Origin of the sequence: Acidovorax sp. Root219 (assembly GCF_001428665.1) — a bacterium.
In the GTDB taxonomy this organism is placed as follows: domain Bacteria; phylum Pseudomonadota; class Gammaproteobacteria; order Burkholderiales; family Burkholderiaceae_C; genus Acidovorax.
Genome location: NZ_LMIJ01000046.1, coordinates 101,075 through 117,060, shown reverse-complemented (window position 1 = coordinate 117,060; position 15,986 = coordinate 101,075). Strand labels below are relative to the sequence as shown.

Annotated in this window: 15 protein-coding genes; 10 read left to right on the top strand and 5 right to left on the bottom strand. The window is 67.3% G+C overall.

The features are described from left to right. The first annotated feature begins 64 nt into the window (after positions 1-64). From ASE28_RS29020 to ASE28_RS28980, 9 genes are all read left to right on the top strand, one after another. Positions 65-1,033 carry a histone deacetylase gene (locus ASE28_RS29020; RefSeq protein ID WP_057269538.1) on the top strand — a complete coding sequence of 323 codons (969 nt, stop codon included), beginning with the start codon at positions 65-67 and terminating at the stop codon, positions 1,031-1,033. Positions 1,034-1,035: 2 nt separating this feature from the next. Further along, complete coding sequence (locus tag ASE28_RS29015; protein ID WP_057205856.1) at positions 1,036-1,503, top strand: thioesterase family protein; 468 nt, start codon at positions 1,036-1,038, stop codon at positions 1,501-1,503. Positions 1,504-1,640: 137 nt separating this feature from the next. Continuing rightward, positions 1,641-2,873 (top strand): nicotinate phosphoribosyltransferase, encoded by a 1,233-nt coding sequence (gene pncB, locus ASE28_RS29010; protein ID WP_057269537.1) that lies wholly within the window; start codon positions 1,641-1,643, stop codon positions 2,871-2,873. Between the two features lie 52 nt (positions 2,874-2,925). Then, positions 2,926-4,335, top strand: a complete 1,410-nt coding sequence (locus ASE28_RS29005; RefSeq protein ID WP_057269536.1) for a sodium:proton antiporter — start codon at positions 2,926-2,928, stop codon at positions 4,333-4,335. Positions 4,336-4,353: 18 nt separating this feature from the next. Then, entirely contained in the window at positions 4,354-5,340 is a 987-nt protein-coding gene (locus ASE28_RS29000) for a D-glycerate dehydrogenase (RefSeq protein WP_057269535.1), read from the top strand. Between the two features lie 76 nt (positions 5,341-5,416). Beyond that, the gene (rmuC, locus tag ASE28_RS28995; protein ID WP_057269534.1) at positions 5,417-7,198 is read left to right on the top strand and encodes a DNA recombination protein RmuC; all 1,782 of its coding nucleotides are present in this window, start codon (positions 5,417-5,419) and stop codon (positions 7,196-7,198) included. After that, the gene (locus tag ASE28_RS28990; protein WP_057205866.1) at positions 7,195-8,370 is read left to right on the top strand and encodes an MFS transporter; all 1,176 of its coding nucleotides are present in this window, start codon (positions 7,195-7,197) and stop codon (positions 8,368-8,370) included. Before rmuC ends, ASE28_RS28990 begins: the two co-directional genes overlap by 4 nt. A gap of 174 nt (positions 8,371-8,544) precedes the next feature. Beyond that, positions 8,545-9,885: a surface lipoprotein assembly modifier gene (locus ASE28_RS28985; RefSeq protein WP_057269533.1), complete on the top strand. Its 1,341-nt coding sequence runs from the start codon at positions 8,545-8,547 to the stop codon at positions 9,883-9,885. A gap of 19 nt (positions 9,886-9,904) precedes the next feature. Further along, positions 9,905-10,975 carry a FecR domain-containing protein gene (locus ASE28_RS28980; protein ID WP_057269532.1) on the top strand — a complete coding sequence of 357 codons (1,071 nt, stop codon included), beginning with the start codon at positions 9,905-9,907 and terminating at the stop codon, positions 10,973-10,975. 94 nt (positions 10,976-11,069) lie between these two features. Here ASE28_RS28980 and ASE28_RS28975 read toward each other — a convergent pair whose 3' ends face one another. From ASE28_RS28975 to ASE28_RS28955, 5 genes are all read right to left on the bottom strand, one after another. Beyond that, on the bottom strand, positions 11,070-11,933 hold the full coding sequence (locus ASE28_RS28975; RefSeq protein WP_057269531.1) for a TIGR00730 family Rossman fold protein: 864 nt from the start codon (positions 11,931-11,933) through the stop codon (positions 11,070-11,072). Positions 11,934-12,026: 93 nt separating this feature from the next. Next, positions 12,027-12,413, bottom strand: coding sequence for a fluoride efflux transporter CrcB (gene crcB, locus ASE28_RS28970; protein WP_057269530.1), 387 nt, complete (start codon positions 12,411-12,413; stop codon positions 12,027-12,029). Positions 12,414-12,445: 32 nt separating this feature from the next. Continuing rightward, positions 12,446-13,753 (bottom strand): TRAP transporter large permease, encoded by a 1,308-nt coding sequence (locus ASE28_RS28965; protein ID WP_057269529.1) that lies wholly within the window; start codon positions 13,751-13,753, stop codon positions 12,446-12,448. A gap of 15 nt (positions 13,754-13,768) precedes the next feature. After that, positions 13,769-14,278: a TRAP transporter small permease gene (locus ASE28_RS28960; protein ID WP_057269528.1), complete on the bottom strand. Its 510-nt coding sequence runs from the start codon at positions 14,276-14,278 to the stop codon at positions 13,769-13,771. A gap of 13 nt (positions 14,279-14,291) precedes the next feature. After that, entirely contained in the window at positions 14,292-15,269 is a 978-nt protein-coding gene (locus tag ASE28_RS28955) for a TRAP transporter substrate-binding protein (RefSeq protein ID WP_057269527.1), read from the bottom strand. Between the two features lie 173 nt (positions 15,270-15,442). Between ASE28_RS28955 and ASE28_RS28950 the strand changes: the two genes are divergently transcribed. Then, positions 15,443-15,973: a winged helix DNA-binding protein gene (locus tag ASE28_RS28950; RefSeq protein ID WP_057205885.1), complete on the top strand. Its 531-nt coding sequence runs from the start codon at positions 15,443-15,445 to the stop codon at positions 15,971-15,973. Positions 15,974-15,986 lie beyond the last annotated feature (13 nt).

The window sequence follows — 15,986 nt, the reverse complement described above, 5'->3', positions numbered from 1 at the left end:
TTTGTTGCGCTGCAGCAATTTAGAGGTGACACCCCAACAGCGCTGCCGTTGCCACAATGGCGTCATGCATGCCTATTACGCAGACCAATTTGTGCTGCCGCTGCCCGAGGGGCACCGTTTTCCCATGGCCAAGTACCGCCTGTTGCGCGACGCCGTGGCTGCGCACCTGCCGGGCGTGGCGCTGCAGGTGGCGCCGCCCGCGACCGACCGCGAGCTGGCCCTGGCCCACACGCCGGGCTATATCGACGCCATCGCCACCGGCACCTTGCCGGCGCCCGCGCAGCGCGAGATCGGCTTTCCCTGGAGCCCGGCCATGGCCGAGCGCGCGCGCCGCTCGGTGGGCGCCACCATCGCGGCCTGCCGCGTGGCCATGGCGGCTGGCGAGGGGGGCGGCATCGCGGGCAATCTGGCTGGCGGCACGCACCACGCCTATGCCGACAAGGGCAGCGGCTTTTGCGTGTTCAACGACATGGCCGTGGCCGCGCGGCTGATGCAGGACGAGCATGCGCGCGCCGCCTCGGCCATGGGCGCCAACCCGCTGCCGCTGCGGGTGGCCGTGATCGACCTCGATGTGCACCAGGGCAACGGCACGGCGCGCATCTTCCAGGGCGACGACTCGGTGTTCACCCTCTCGCTGCACGGCGCGCGCAACTTCCCGTTCCGCAAGGAAGCGGGCGACCTGGACGTGGAGCTGCCCGACGGCTGTGGCGACGACGACTACCTGCAGGCCCTGGAGCAGGCGCTCGACACGCTGGACCAGCGCTTCGCTCCCGGCCTGGTGCTCTACCTGGCCGGGGCCGACCCGCATGTGGGCGACCGCCTGGGGCGCCTGCACATCAGCCACGACGGGCTGGAGGCGCGTGACCGGCGCGTGTTCGACTGGGCCTGGCAGCGGCGCGTGCCCGTGGCCTTTGCCATGGGCGGCGGTTACGGCACGGACATTGCCGACACCGTGCAGGCCCAGCTCACCACCTGGCGCGTGGCCCACCAGTACCAGCAGCGCTGGCAGAATTTCTTGCAACCCTCTGTTTGACCATGACCGATACCGCTTCTTGCGCAGCCTCCGCGCGGCCAGCCCCGCAGCCGCGCAGCGCCTACCGCGCCTTCCGCTCCATCAGCACCCGCTGGGCCGACAACGATGTCTACGGCCACGTGAACAACGTCGTGTACTACAGCTGGTTCGACACGGCCGTGAACGCGCACCTGATCGAGCAGGGCGTGCTCGACATCCACGCCGGCACCACCATCGGCCTGGTGATCGAGACGCAGTGCAACTACTTCGCGCCGCTGGCCTTCCCGCAGATGGTGGAGGCCGGCATCCGCGTGGCGCGGCTGGGGGGCTCCAGCGTGCGCTACGAGGTGGGGCTGTTCGCCGAAGGCGAGCCGCTCTGCGCTGCGGCCGGGCACTTCATCCACGTGTATGTGGACCGCGCAACGCGCCGCCCGGTGCCGGTGCCCCAAGCGCTGCGCCAGGTGTTGCAGGCACTGCAGGTGGCTGGCTGATCCAGGCCGTCCGTCCATAGGCGCAAACCCCGGGCGGACATGCCCTGCAGCAAGGCGCCCGATGGCCTACACTTTGCGGCTTTGCTGCCCCTGACTGGCGGCGCTCCTTGGGCCATCTGCCGCGGCCCGCTTCGACAATGATCATCACCAGCCTGCTCGACACCGACCTGTACAAGTTCACGATGATGCAGGTGGTGCTGCACCAATTCCCCGGGGCGCAGGTCGAGTACCGCTTCAAGTGCCGCAACCCCGGCGTGCAGCTGGCGCCGTACGCCAACGAGATCCGCGACGAGATCCGCTCGCTGTGCAGCCTGCATTTCCAGGACGCCGAGCTGGCCTACCTGCGCTCCATGCGCTTCATCAAGAGCGACTTCGTGGACTTTCTCGGACTGTTCCGCCTGAATGAGAAGTACATCACCATCACGCCGCAGCACAACGGCGAGATCGAGATCACCATCCGCGGGCCCTGGCTGCACACCATCCTGTTCGAGATCCCGGTGCTGGCCATCGTCAACGAGGTCTACTTTCGCAACACGCAGAAGGTGCCCAATTTCCCCGAAGGTCGCCGCCGCCTGGACACCAAGATAGCCCAGCTGCAGGCCGATGGCCTGTCGGAGCTCAAGATCGCCGATTACGGCACTCGCCGGCGTTTCAGCCGCGCCTGGCACGAGGAAGTGCTGCGCGTGCTGTGCGCGCGCCTGGGCACGGGTGACCGCCGGCCCGGTGCGCCCGTGGGGCCCGGCCAGTTCGCCGGCACCAGCAATGTGCTGTATGCGATGAAGCTGGGCGTGACGCCGCTGGGCACCATGGCGCACGAGTACCTGCAGGCCTGCCAGGCGCTGGGCCCGCGCCTGCGCGACAGCCAGGTCTTCGGCTTCGAGGTGTGGGCCAAGGAGTACCGGGGCGACCTGGGCATCGCCCTGTCCGACGTGTACGGCATGAGCGCCTTCCTGCGCGACTTCGACCTGTATTTCTGCAAGCTGTTCGATGGCGCACGCCACGACAGCGGCGACCCGTTCGCCTGGGGCGAGCGCCTCTTGGACCACTACCGCAAGAACCGCGTGGACCCGCTGACCAAGACGCTGATCTTCAGCGACGCGCTCACCGTGCCGCGCACCATCGAGCTGTACCAGCAGTTCCGTGGCCGCTGCCAGCTGGCCTTCGGCATCGGCACCAACCTGACCAACGACCTGGGCAGCCCGCCCGAGCACGAGCCGCTGCAGGTGGTGATCAAGATGACGCAGTGCAACGGCCAGCCCGTTGCCAAGCTGTCGGACACACCGGGCAAGGGCATGTGCGATGACGAGAAGTACCTGGCCTACCTGCGCCAGGTGTTCGACATTCCCGCCAGCGCCAGCGCCAGCGCCTGACCGCTCTGCGCCAGCGGCGCACCCCGATTTTTGAGTTGATGGAGTTATGCGTATGAAGATTTCACGCTGGCTGGCCCTTGCGGGCCTTGCCGCGCTGCCGGGCATGGCCATGGCGGCGGACATCGATGGCAGCGCCTTGTCCGTGCTGTGGGGTGTTCCGTTTGCCGGCCTGCTGCTGTCCATCGCCCTCATGCCCTTGCTGGCGCCCAGTTTCTGGCACCACCACTTCGGCAAGGTGGCGGCTGCCTGGGGTCTGGCCTTTCTGGCGCCGTTCGCGGTGACTTTCGGTGCCCCGGCCGCAGGCATCAGCCTGGTGCATGCGCTGGTGGCCGAGTACATCCCGTTCGTGATCCTGCTGACGGCGCTGTACACGGTGTCCGGCGGCATCTACATCCGTGGCAACCTGCATGGCAGCCCGGGGTTGAACACGGCCATCCTGGCCATCGGCGCGGTGCTGGCCAGCTTTATGGGCACCACGGGTGCGTCGATGCTGCTGATCCGCCCGCTGATCCGCGCCAACGACAACCGCAAGCATGTGGCGCATGTGGTGGTGTTCTTCATCTTCATCGTTTCCAACGCTGGCGGCTCGCTCACTCCGCTGGGGGACCCGCCGCTGTTCCTGGGCTTCCTAAAGGGCGTGGATTTCTTCTGGACAGTGCGCCAGATTTTTCCTGAAACCCTGTTCCTTGTGGGCGCGCTGCTGGCCATCTTCTATGCGCTCGATTCCTGGTTCTACCACCGGCGCGAAGAGCTGCTGCCGGCCGACCCGACACCCGACAGCCGGGCCATCGGTTTCGACGGCAAGGTCAACTTTGCCTTGCTGGGCGTGGTGGTGGCGCTGGTGCTGGTCAGCGGATTCTGGAAGTCGCCCGTGTCCTGGACCATAGCCGGCGCCGAGGTCGGCCTGCCCGGGCTGATGCGCGATGTCGGCCTGATCGTCGTGGCGCTGGTATCGTTCAAGCTCACCCCCGCCCAGGTACATGCGGACAACCAGTTCGGCTGGGGCCCGATGCAGGAGGTGGCCAAGCTGTTCGCGGGCATTTTCCTGACCATCATCCCCGTGATCGCCATGCTCAAGGCCGGCACCAGCGGTCCGTTCGGCGCCGTGGTCTCGGCCGTGACGCGCCCCGACGGTTCGCCCGACCCGGCCATGTACTTCTGGGCCACCGGCGCGCTCAGCTCCTTCCTCGACAACGCGCCCACCTACCTGGTGTTCTTCAACACCGCCGGCGGCGACCCGGCCGTGCTCATGACCACGCTGGCGCCCACGCTGGCCGCCATCTCGGCGGGCGCGGTGTTCATGGGCGCCAACACCTACATCGGCAATGCACCCAACATGATGGTCAAGGCAATTGCCGAAGACCGGGGCGTGAAGATGCCCAGCTTCTTCGGCTACATGCTGTGGTCGGGCGGCATTCTGGTGCCGCTGTTCGTCGTGATGACCTACATCTGGTTTCGCTGATCTGGAGATCGAACTTTCATGAGCAAGCCCCGCATCCTGGTCGCCCGCGCGATCTTCCCCGACATCGTCGAGCGCCTGCGCCAGCATTTCGAGGTGCAGGGCAATCCCGAGGACGTGATCTGGACCCCGGCCGAGCTGGCCGAGCGCCTGGCCGACAAGGACGGCGCCTTCACCACCGGCAGCCAGCGCATCGACGCAGGGCTGCTGGCGGCCACGCCGCGGCTGCGCATCGTGGCCAACATGGCCGTGGGCTACAACAACTTTGACGTGGAGGCCATGACCGCCGCAGGCGTGCAGGGCACCAACACGCCCGACGTGCTGACCGAGACCACGGCCGACTTCGGCTTTGCGCTCTTGATGGCCACCGCGCGCCGCATGACCGAGAGCGAGCACTACCTGCGCGCCGGGCAGTGGACCAAGTGGAGCTACGACATGTTCTCGGGCTCGGACATCCACGGCAGCACGCTTGGCATCATCGGCATGGGCCGCATCGGCCAGGGCATTGCGCGCCGGGGCGCGCACGGCTTTGGCATGAACGTGGTCTACCACAACCGATCGCGCCTGTCGCCTGAGCTGGAGGCCGAATGCAGGGCCCGCTACGTGGGCAAGGAAGAACTGCTGCGCACGGCCGACCATGTGGTGCTGGTGGTGCCCTACACGCCGGCATCGCACCACACCATCGGCGCGGCCGAGCTGGCGCTGATGAAGCCCACGGCTACGCTGATCAACATTGCGCGCGGCGGCATCGTGGACGACGCGGCCCTGGCCGTGGCCCTGCGCGAACAGCGCATCGCGGCGGCGGGGCTCGACGTCTTCGAGGGCGAGCCCAGCGTGCACCCCGATCTGCTCACCGTGCCCAATGTGGTGCTCACCCCGCACATTGCCAGCGCCACCGTGCCCACGCGCCGTGCCATGGCCAATCTGGCGGCGGACAACCTGATCGCGTTCTTCGAAGCCGGGGCGCCGCTGACCCCTGTCAACACCCCTGTGCCACGCGCACGCTGATCCGTTTTTGCATACACAATAGCCGCCTGCCACCGCGCACCGCATCGGTGCGCAATCTCCTAGCCAGGCTTCTTTTTTGACTACCGACACCCTCATCCTGCTGGCCGCGCTGGCCCTTGTCCTGTTGCTGCTGGTGCTCGTGCTGCTGCGCCGCCCGCGCGTCGATCTGCCGCCCGAGCTGGCCGCCCGCCTGCAGGCGCTGGAGCAGACGGCCCAGGCCACGCAACTGGCGGTGGCCCGCAATGACGGGGCCATGGAGGCCCTGGCCCAGCAGATGCGTGGCTTCACGCAGACCACGCAGGCCACGCTCGAGACCGTGCGCCACGCGGTGGACGAGCGCCTGGCCCAGGCCGTGACCGAGTCGCGCAATGGCCGCGCCGAGCTGCTGGCCGCGTTCGGCGTGTTCGAGGGGCAACTGGCCAAGCGCTTCGACGGGCTGCAGCAGTCCGTGGCTGGCCGGCTGGAAGAAAGCAGCAAGGCCCTGCTGGCGAACCTGGCGCAGGGCCAGGCCGATTCGGCCGTGGCGCGCAAGGAGCTGTCGGACACGCTCACCGGTTTTCGCACCGAGCTCACCACCACCACGGCCGGGCTGGCGGCCGAGAGCGTCAAGTCGCGCGAGGCCATGGCCGAGAGCGGGGTGCTGTTCGAAAAACGCATCCAGGAGCGCTTCGAGGCGCTGACCCTGGCCACGCGCACCACGCTCGACTCGCTCAAGGGCGACATCCAGAGCCAGCTGGGCACCATGTCCGGCGCGCTCAAGGACCAGCTCGAAGCCAACGGCAACCAGATCCGCCACCAGTTCTCGGTGCTGCAGGACGCCGTCTCGCAGCAGCTCACCGGCATGCTGCAGGGCAGCCAGACCAATGCCGAGCAGTTGCGCAACGCGCTCAACGAGCGCCTGGCTGCGATCCAGGCCGACAACTCCACCAAGCTCGAAGAGATGCGCCGCACGGTGGACGAAAAACTGCACGCCACGCTGGAGCAGCGCCTGGGCGAATCCTTCAAGCTGGTGAGCGACCGCCTGGAGCAGGTGCACAAGGGCCTGGGCGAGATGCAGACCCTGGCCGGCAGTGTGGGCGACCTCAAGCGCGTGATGACCAATGTGAAGTCGCGCGGCACCTGGGGCGAAATGCAGCTCGGCGCCATCATCGAGAACGTGCTCACGCCCGACCAGTTCGCGCGCAACGTGAAGACCGTGCCGGGCAGCGACGACCTGGTGGAGTTCGCCATCCGCCTGCCGGGCAAGAGCGACGAGCACCCCGTGTGGCTGCCCATCGACTCCAAGTACCCGGTGGAGCAGTACCAGCGCCTCATGGACGCGCAGGACGCAGCGGACAAGGGGCTCATCGCCTCGACCGGCAACGCCTTCGAGACCTCGATCAAGCTTGAGGCGAAGAAGATCTTTGCCAAGTACGTTTCGCCCCCGCACACCACCGATTTCGCCGTGCTCTACCTGCCCACCGAGGGCCTGTTCGCCGAGGTGATCCGCCGCCCCGGCCTGGTGGAAGCGCTGCAGAACGACTGCCGCGTGATGATCACCGGCCCCGCCAACCTGGCGGCCATGCTCAACAGCCTGCAGATGGGCTTCAAGACGCTGGCTATCGAAAAGCGCTCGTCTGAGGTCTGGAGCCTGCTGGGCATGGTCAAGACCGAGTTCGCCAAGTTCGGCGACGTGGTCGAGGCCACCAAGAAATCCATCGACTCGGCCGCCAAGCGCTTTGAAGAAGTGGGTGTGCGCACCCGCGCCATCCAGAAGCGCCTGCGCGACGTGCAGGACCTGCCCGCACCCGATGTGGCAGGCGTCCCCGTGCTGCGGCCCCCGATGTCGGCGGCTGACGCGCAGGACGAGCTGCTGTGAACGCGGCGCTGGCCCGCCTGATCGCCGGCCAGATCTGCGTGCACGCCTGCATGGCGGGCATGCGCCTGGCCGCCCCCCTGCTGGCGCTGCGCGAAGGCTACAGCGCCGCCGCCGTAGGGGTGCTGCTGGCCTTGTTCGCGCTCACCCAGGTGTTCCTGGCGCTGCCGGCCGGACGCTATGCCGACCGCCATGGCCTCAAGCGCCCGGTGGGCTATGCCGTAGCCGTGGCCACTGCGGGCGCTGCAGCCGCGCTGGTGTTCCCGGTGTTCCCCGTGCTGTGCCTGGCGGCACTGGCCACCGGGGGCGCCACGGGCGCGGCCACCATTGCGCTGCAGCGCCATGTGGGGCGCGCCGCGCACGATGCCACGGCGCTCAAGCAGGTGTTCAGCTGGCTGGCCATCGGGCCGGCGGTGTCCAACTTCATCGGGCCGTTCTGCGCCGGGCTCATGATCGACCATGCCGGCGTCATCGCCGGCGACACCCAGGGCTACCGCGCTGCGTTCGCGCTCATGGCGCTGCTGCCGCTGGCCACCTGGTTCTGGGTGCGCGACACGGTGGAGCTGCCCCCGGTGATCGCTGCGGCCGGCGGTCCGCCCCAGCGCGCCTGGGATCTGATGAACGAGGTGCCGTTCCGGCGCCTGCTCATCGTCAACTGGATCCTCTCCTCGTGCTGGGATGTGCACACCTTCGTGGTGCCGCTGATCGGTCATGAGCGCGGGCTGTCGGCATCGGTCATTGGCTCCATCCTGGGGGCGTTTGCGATTGCCGCTGCGGTCATTCGCGTGCTGATGCCCCTGGTGGCCGAGCACCTGCGCGAGCGCGTGGTGGTGGCCGCGGCCATGGTCGCCACGGCGGCGCTGTTTGCGGTGTACCCGGTGATGCCCACCGCGCTCACCATGGGCGTGTGCTCGGTGCTGCTGGGCTTTGCGCTGGGTTCGGTGCAGCCCATGGTGATGAGCCTGCTGCACCAGATCACGCCCTCCCACCGCCATGGCGAGGCGCTGGGCTTGCGCCTGATGGCCATCAACGCATCGAGCGTGCTCATGCCCATGCTGTTCGGCACCGCCGGTGCCGTGATCGGCGTGGGCGGGGTGTTCTGGGTGGTAGGCGCCGCCGTGGGGGCCGGTGCGCGCCTGGCCTGGAACATGGGCAAGCCGCAGGCCGTGCACTGATGGCGGCCCTTTTGTAAAAAAACGCCTGTGCTGCTGAAATCGGAGTAGATTTCGGTAGCGTCTGCTCACATCGTTTGCAAAAAGCTGCATGGCCGGCCCAACTTTGGGGTGCCGGCCTGGTGGCCTTGCGGCTCTCTCGGGGCAAGACGCCCAACCCGCATGAGGAGACTTCCCATGGGTGTTTTTCGTCTCGCCCGCTGTGGCGCGGGGCCGCTGGCCCTCTCATCCCTGCTGTGGCTGGCGCCCGTGGTGGCGGCGCAGGCCGACGCGCTGATCGGCCAGGCGTCAGCCCTGGTGCAACGTGGGTCTGCCCGCGAGGCCTTTGACCTGCTCGATGCGCAGGAGGCGGCCCGCGCGGGCGACCCCGCCTTCGATGCCGCGATGGGCAGCGCCGCCCATGCCGCAGGCCAGTACAGCCGCGCCGTGATGGCCTGGGAGCGCGTGGTGGCCGCACAGCCGGACAACATGGCTGCGCAGGTGGCACTGGCCCGTGCCCTGTATGCCGTGGGGGACCAGCGCGGTGCGCTGGCCCTGTCCGAACTCGCCCGGTCACAGGGCATACCGGTGGATGCAGCACTCAGCATCGACCAGTTCCTGGTCTCCTACGACCGGGCCGCAAGCGATGGCGGCTCCAGCCTCAAGGGCTATGCCGAGCTGGCGCTGGGCCACGACTCCAATGTGAACGCAGGGCCGGCCTCGATGCTGCTGCCGTCTCCGGTGCCGGGCACGCCGGCATGGACGCTGGCGCCTTCGGCCCTGGCGCGGTCGACCGATTTCCTGGCGGCGCTGGTGGCGGTGCGCGGGCGCTACGTGATGGACGCACGCTGGTCCCTGGTCGGCGCTGCGGCAGGCACGCCGCGCCGCAACGAGGGCGGCGCCGGCGCATTCGATTCCGACCAGCTCGATGCCAGCGCCGGTGTGTCCTGGCGCTCGGAGCGCCATGAATTCATCGTGCAGGGGCAGGGCGCCTACTACGCGCTCGATGGCACGCGGCTGCGCAGCATCGGCGGGGTGCTGGGCGAGTGGATCTACCGGCTCGATGGCTTTCGCCAGTGGGGCAGCTTTGTGCAGTCGGCGCGCCTGCACTACCCCACGCAGCCGCTGCGCGACGTGCAGCGCACGGTGCTGGGTACCACCTACGCCCATGTGTTCCGCGAAGGCAGCGTGGCCTATGCGGGCGTACATGGCGGGCGCGAGGAGCCCGACGCGGCCGGTGTGGACTACCTCGGCCACCGCCTGGTGGGCGTGCGTGCGGGCGGGCAGCTGGCGCTGGCCCGCAACTGGGCGCTGTTCGCCAACCTGGACTGGGAGCGGCGCCGCTATGGCGCGGCCGACCCGTTCTTCGCCGTGGTGCGGCGTGACCGGCAGGTGAATGCCTCGCTGGGGGTGTCATGGGTTCCCGCCACGGCCTGGCGCATCACGCCGCAGTGGACCGGTACGCACAACGATTCCACGCTGCCAGTCTCCGAATACCGGCGGCGCATCTGGTCCGTCACCGTTCGGCGCGAGTTTTGAACACAGAAGAGGTGCAGCCATGAAAACCGAACCTCGCCTGTCCCGTATTGCCCTGCTCATGGCCATGGTGGCCGCCTGGCCGGCATCGGGCCTGGCTGCGGCTGGCCTAGTGCAATTTGCCACCGGCGAGGTCAGCCTGCGCCGGGGCGATGCCACCAGCGGCGTGGCCAAGGGCGCCGAAGTGGACACGGGCGATGTGCTCCTCACCGGCAGTGCGGGGCGGGCCCAGATCCGCTTCACAGACGGTGGCCTGGTGGCGCTGTACCCGGATTCGCAGTTCACCGTGACTCGGTATTCCGACAGCGGCGACCTGGCGCAGGACGGCTTTGCGGTGACCTTGCTGCGCGGCGGCATGCGTGCGATCACGGGCCTGATCGGCAAGCGCAACCCGGGCAGCTACAAGGTCATCACACCCACCGCCGTGGTGGGTATCCGGGGCTCGGCCTTCCTGGTGGGCTTCAATGCGCAGGGCCAGCTCACGGTGGCCGGCGAACAGGACGAAATCGAGGTCTGTACCGAGGCGGGCTGCGTCGGCGTGAAGGCCGGCGAGGCGGTGCTGGTGCTCTCCAGCCAGAAGCTGCCGGTGTACACGAACACGCGCGCACTGCTGCCCTTGCCCGCGCTGCCCCTGCCGCAGATGGCGGGCGATCAGTTGGGCGGCGATGGCCACCGCACCAGCGTGTTCGTCATTCCGCCGCCGCCACCACCTCCTCCTCCCCCACCGCCGGTGCACGTGCCGCCTCCGCCGCCGGTGGTGGATCCGGTCGTGCCCTTGCCACCACCTCCGCCGCCACTGCCACCGCCAGCCCCTGTTCCGGTGCCACCACCGCCGCCACCTCCCCCGCCACCGGGGCCGGTTCAGCCGCCGATACCTGCACCGGGTCCTGCGCCGGTACCGGTGCCGCCTCCGGAGGTCGTGCCTGCGCCGCCACCGCCCAGTGCCGGCACGGGCACCACGCCAGGCGCCACGACGACACCGCCCGCCACAACGCCACCCCGACCCGTGCCGCCGCCGCCCACGTTCACGCCCATCTTCGTGCTGCCGCCAGGGGTGATCTTGCTGCCTCCGTCACCGCCCCCGATACGCTGATTCCGTTCCAGCAGAGCAGGCTCAGTGGCGCTCACCACTTGACGGCCCCATGGGTTGCCGCTGCCGCCCCCGACCGCGCCGGGGCGCGAAGCGTTCAGATCTTGTAGAACGACTTGATCAGGTCCCAGGCTTCCTGGGGGTCGTCGGTGTAGTGAAAGAGCTTCAGGTCCTGCTCCGAGATCGTGCCTTCTTCCACCAGCACGTCGAAGTTGACCAGCCGCTTCCAGTAGTCGGTGCCAAAGAGCACGATGGGCACGGGCTTGGCCTTGCCGGTCTGCACCAGGGTCAGCACCTCGAACAGTTCGTCCAGCGTGCCGAAGCCGCCAGGGAAGGCCACCAGCGCCTTGGCACGCATCATGAAATGCATCTTGCGCAGTGCGAAGTAGTGGAACTTGTAGCACAGCGAGGGCGAGATGAAGCGGTTGCCGCTCTGCTCGTGGGGCAGGGCGATGTTCAGGCCCACGTTGAGCGCGCCCACGTCGTGGGCGCCGCGGTTGGCGGCTTCCATGATGCCGGGGCCGCCGCCGGTGCACACGTAGATGCGGTCGGCCGGCGCATTGCGTTCGCTGTGCTCGGCCACCAGGCGGGCGAACTGGCGCGCCAGATCGTAGTAGCGCGCATTGCGCACGGCCTGCCGGGCCTTGGCAATGAGGGCCTCGTCGCCGCTGGCCTCGGCTGCGGTCAGCTGTTCGGCGGCCTCGTCGGGGGCAACGAAGCGGGCGCTGCCATAGACCACCACGGTGCTCTCGATGCCCTGCGCGGCCTGGCCCAGGTCGGGCTTGAGCATCTCCAGCTGGAAGCGGATGCCGCGCGTCTCGCGGCGGAACAAAAATTCGGGGTCGGCAAACGCCAGGCGGTAGGCATCGGCATGCAGCGGGTTGCCTTGGGAGGCATGCGTCTGCAGTTCGGCCCAGGCATCGGCCAGGCGGCTCTCGTTGAGTTGGGTATTGGCGTCCATGGGGCCATTGTGCCGAGGTTCCATGGCAGTTTCCGGTGCAGGGTCGCTCTTTTGTGAGGAAATCCGACCCGCCTGCAAGGCAGACCTGGTGGATCAGGCGCGCTGGGCCAGAAACCAGGTGGCGCTCTGGATGCCCAGCACCGTGAGTACCAGGGAGCCCGCGACATGCAGGCCTGTGGTGCCCAGTGCCAGCAGATAGCGCTGCTGCATCAGCATGGCCACCACCTCGGCCGAAAAGCTGGAGAACGTGGTGAGCCCGCCCAGGAAGCCCGTGACCAGCGCCAGGCGCCAGGCCGGATCAAGCTGCGGCAGGGCCTGGAGCACCGCCACGGCCACGCCGATGAGGTAGCCGCCCACCAGGTTGGCCGCCAGCGTGCCCCAGGGCAGAAGGGAGGTGCCTGTGGTGAGCCACAGGCCCAAGCGCCAGCGGGCCAGCGCGCCCAGGCTGGCACCGATACAGATGGCGAGAATGGGCAGCATGGCGCCAATGTACCAGCGCGGCGGCAGCGCGTTCAGCGCGTCGTTGCCATCTGCTGCGGCAACCAGGTGACGATGCCCGGGAAGATGTAGATCAGCGCCACGGCGCCGCACATGAGCAGGAACATCGGCATGGCCGTCTTGGCGATCCAGGGCAACTGGCGATTGGTCATGCCCTGCAGCACGAACAGGTTGAAGCCCACCGGCGGCGTGATCTGAGCCATCTCCACCACCAGCACGATGAAGATGCCGAACCAGATGGGGTCGATGCCAGCCGCCTGTACCGTGGGCATGAGCACACCCATGGTCAGCACCACCATCGAGATGCCGTCCAGGAAGCAGCCCAGGATGATGAAGAACACGGCCAGCGCAGCGATCAGCTGGGCCTTGTTCAGCCCCAGCGACGCGATCCATTCGGCCAGGTGCCGGGGCAGACCGATGTAGCCCATGGACAGCGTCAGGAAGGCGGCGCCCGCCAGGATCAGTGCGATCATGCAGTACAGCCGCGTGGCCCCCATGAGCGAATCCCTGAAGGTGCTCCAACTCATGGAGCCCTGTACCGTGGAGAGCACCAGCGAGCCGACCACGCCCACGGCTGCGGCTTCGGTGGCGGTGGCAAAGCCGGTGTAGATGGACCCCAACACCGCCACGATCAGCAGCACCACCGGAATCAGGCTGCGCGACTCCGAGAGTTTCTCCATGAACGTCATCTTTTTGTCCGCAGCGGGAACCTGGTCGGGATTGCGCAGCGCCCACACCATGATGTAGCCCGAGAACAGGGCCGCCAGCAGAATGCCCGGGAATACCCCCGCGATGAACAGCTGCGAGATCGAGACCTCGGCCGATACGCCGTAGACGATCATGATGATCGATGGCGGGATCAGCAACCCCAGGGTACTGGCGCCCGCCAGCGTGCCTACGACCATCTTTTCCGGGTAGCCCCGTCGCGTGAGCTCGGGCAGCGTCATCTTGCCGATGGTGGCGCAGGTGGCGGCGCTGGAGCCGGAGACGGCCGCGAAGATGGTGCAGCCCACCACGTTGGTGTGCAGCAGTCGCCCGGGCAGCGACTGGACCCAGGGTGCAAGGCCCTTGAACATGTCTTGCGACAGCCGGGTGCGGAACAGGATTTCGCCCATCCAGATGAACAGGGGCAGGGCCGTCAGCGTCCAGCTGGAGGCTGAGCCCCAGATGGTCACTGCCATGGCATCGCCCGCAGGGCGCGCGGCAAACAACTGCATGCCGATCCAGGCCACGCCGGACAGCGTGAGCCCTATCCAGACACCGCTGCCCAGGATCAGGAACAGCGAAAGAACCAACAGGCCGGTAATGGCGATATCACTCATGGGGGCGGCCTTGTGTCATTCGTTTCGCAGGGCTTCGCCAGGCGATGCCTGGCTGCGCCTGTCCAGGATCTCGAGCACCAGCTCGTCGATGAAGGCGATGGCCAGGATCACGGTGCCCAGGGCCATGGCGATCTGGGGGATCCACAGTGGTGTGGCATCGTTGCTGGTGGATATGTCGTGGAACTCGTGGGACTGCCAGGCCAGCTTGCAGCTGTAGGCGGCAAACAGCAGCGCCAGCAGGCAGGCGATGGCCAGCGCCCAGATCTCGAAGGCCTTCTTGGCCTTGCCCTTGAGCGCGTTGAGCAGCAGGGTCACGCGGATGTGCTCACCCCGCTTGAGCGTGTGCGCCAGCGCCAGAAAACCCGCTGCGGCCATCAGGTAGCCGGCATAGGCATCGGCTCCGGGGACGTGGAAATGCAGCTGTCGGCTGACGATGGACAGCAGCACCATCCCCAGCAGGCCAACCATGAAAAGCGCCGCCAGTGCGGCGGCGCTGTCGTACAAGAAATCAAGCAGTCGGCGCATGTCGGCGGCTTGCTTACTTGCGATATGCGTCGATCAGCGCCTTGCCATCAGGCCCGGCTTTTTCCAGCCATTCCTTGAGCATGGTGTCGCCCACCTTGGTCATGTCCGCCTTCAGTGCGGCGGGGGGCGGCAGCACTTCCATGCCGTTGGCCTTGAGCTTGGCCAGGGTGTCTGCGTTGACCTTGGCACTGGCCGCCCAGCCGCGAGCCTCGGCATCGGCGCCCGCCTTGCGCAGGGCGTCCTGCAGGGGCTTATCGAGGGCGTCGAAGGCCTTCTTGTTCACCAGCACGGCGTTCTTGGGCAGCCAGGCCTGGGTGTCGTAGTAGAACTTGAGGTGTTCGTACAGCTTGCTGTCCACGCCGGTCGCGCCGGAGGTCATGGTCGACTCGACCACACCCGTGGCCAGCGCCTGCGAGAACTCAGCAGCCTGCACGGTGACTGGCTGCGCACCCACCAGTTCGGCGATGCGTGCAGTGGCCGGGCTGTAGGCGCGCCACTTGATGCCCTTGAGGTCGGCTGCGGTCGCCAGGGCCTTCTTGGTGTAGATGCCTTGCGGTGGCCATGCCACTGCGTACAGCAGCGTCATGCCCTGCTCGCCCAGTTTCTTTTCAAGGAAGGGTTTTTGCGCGGCGTAGAGCTTCTTGGATTCGTCGTAGCTGTCGGCCAGGAAGGGCAGGCCATCGACGCCGAAGAGTTGCCATTCGTTCTGGAAGTTGGCCAGCAGGATCTCTCCCATCTGTGCCTGGCCGCCTTGCACGGCGCGCTTGATCTCAGGAGCCTTGAACAGTGCCGCATTCGCATGCACCGTGATCTTGAGCTTGCCCCCCGTGGCCTTGTCCACATCGGTGGCCAACTGCATCATGTTCTCGGTGTGGAAGTTGGTGGCCGGATAGGCGGCCGCCAAGTCCCACTTGGTCTGGGCGAAAGCCGAGGGAACGGACAGAGTACAGGCCAGGGCCAGCGCAGTGAGGGGGAGGATTCGACGCTTCATTGATAGCTCCGCAAGGTAGAAAACGGGGGGTATGCCACTGTATAGGAAGCAATTCGTTACGGCATAGGTGTTTGCCTGAACGTTGACAAATTGCCAACAAATCATTGGTGACTTGCCTACAATGAGCGCATGCACATCCCGTGCCAGTTTCGACTTCTGCAAAGGCGCTTTCCATGAAACCTGCGGCCCGGGCCAAGGGCGATTCCGGCCCCATCGTCTCGTCAGCGCACCTGGTGTCTGCGCAGAGCGCCGAAATGAGCGAGTTCGAGTTCGGGCTCATCGTCGCGGGCAATGCCTTTCATCGCTGGGTGGTGCACTGCATGTCCGCCGCGGGCCTCAAGGACCTGACACCGCTGGACGTGGTGGTGCTGCACCATGTGACCCACCGGGCGCGTGACAAGCGCCTGGCCGACATCTGCTTCATCATGAACGTGGAAGACACGCACCTGGTGAACTACGCTTTGAAAAAGCTGCAGAACCTGGGCGTGGTGGCCTCGCAGAAGAACGGCAAGGAGGTGACCTATGCGGCCACCGATGTGGGCCGGGCTTACGTGCAGCGCTACCGCGAGATCCGCGAGCGCTGCCTGATCGATGCGCTGCATGCCGACGATGCCCTGAACCGCGACATCGGCGAGCTGGCCCGTTTGCTGCGTGTGCTCTCGGGCATGTACGACCAGGCAGCACGTTCGGCAGCATCCCTGTGATGGCCGTGTGCGC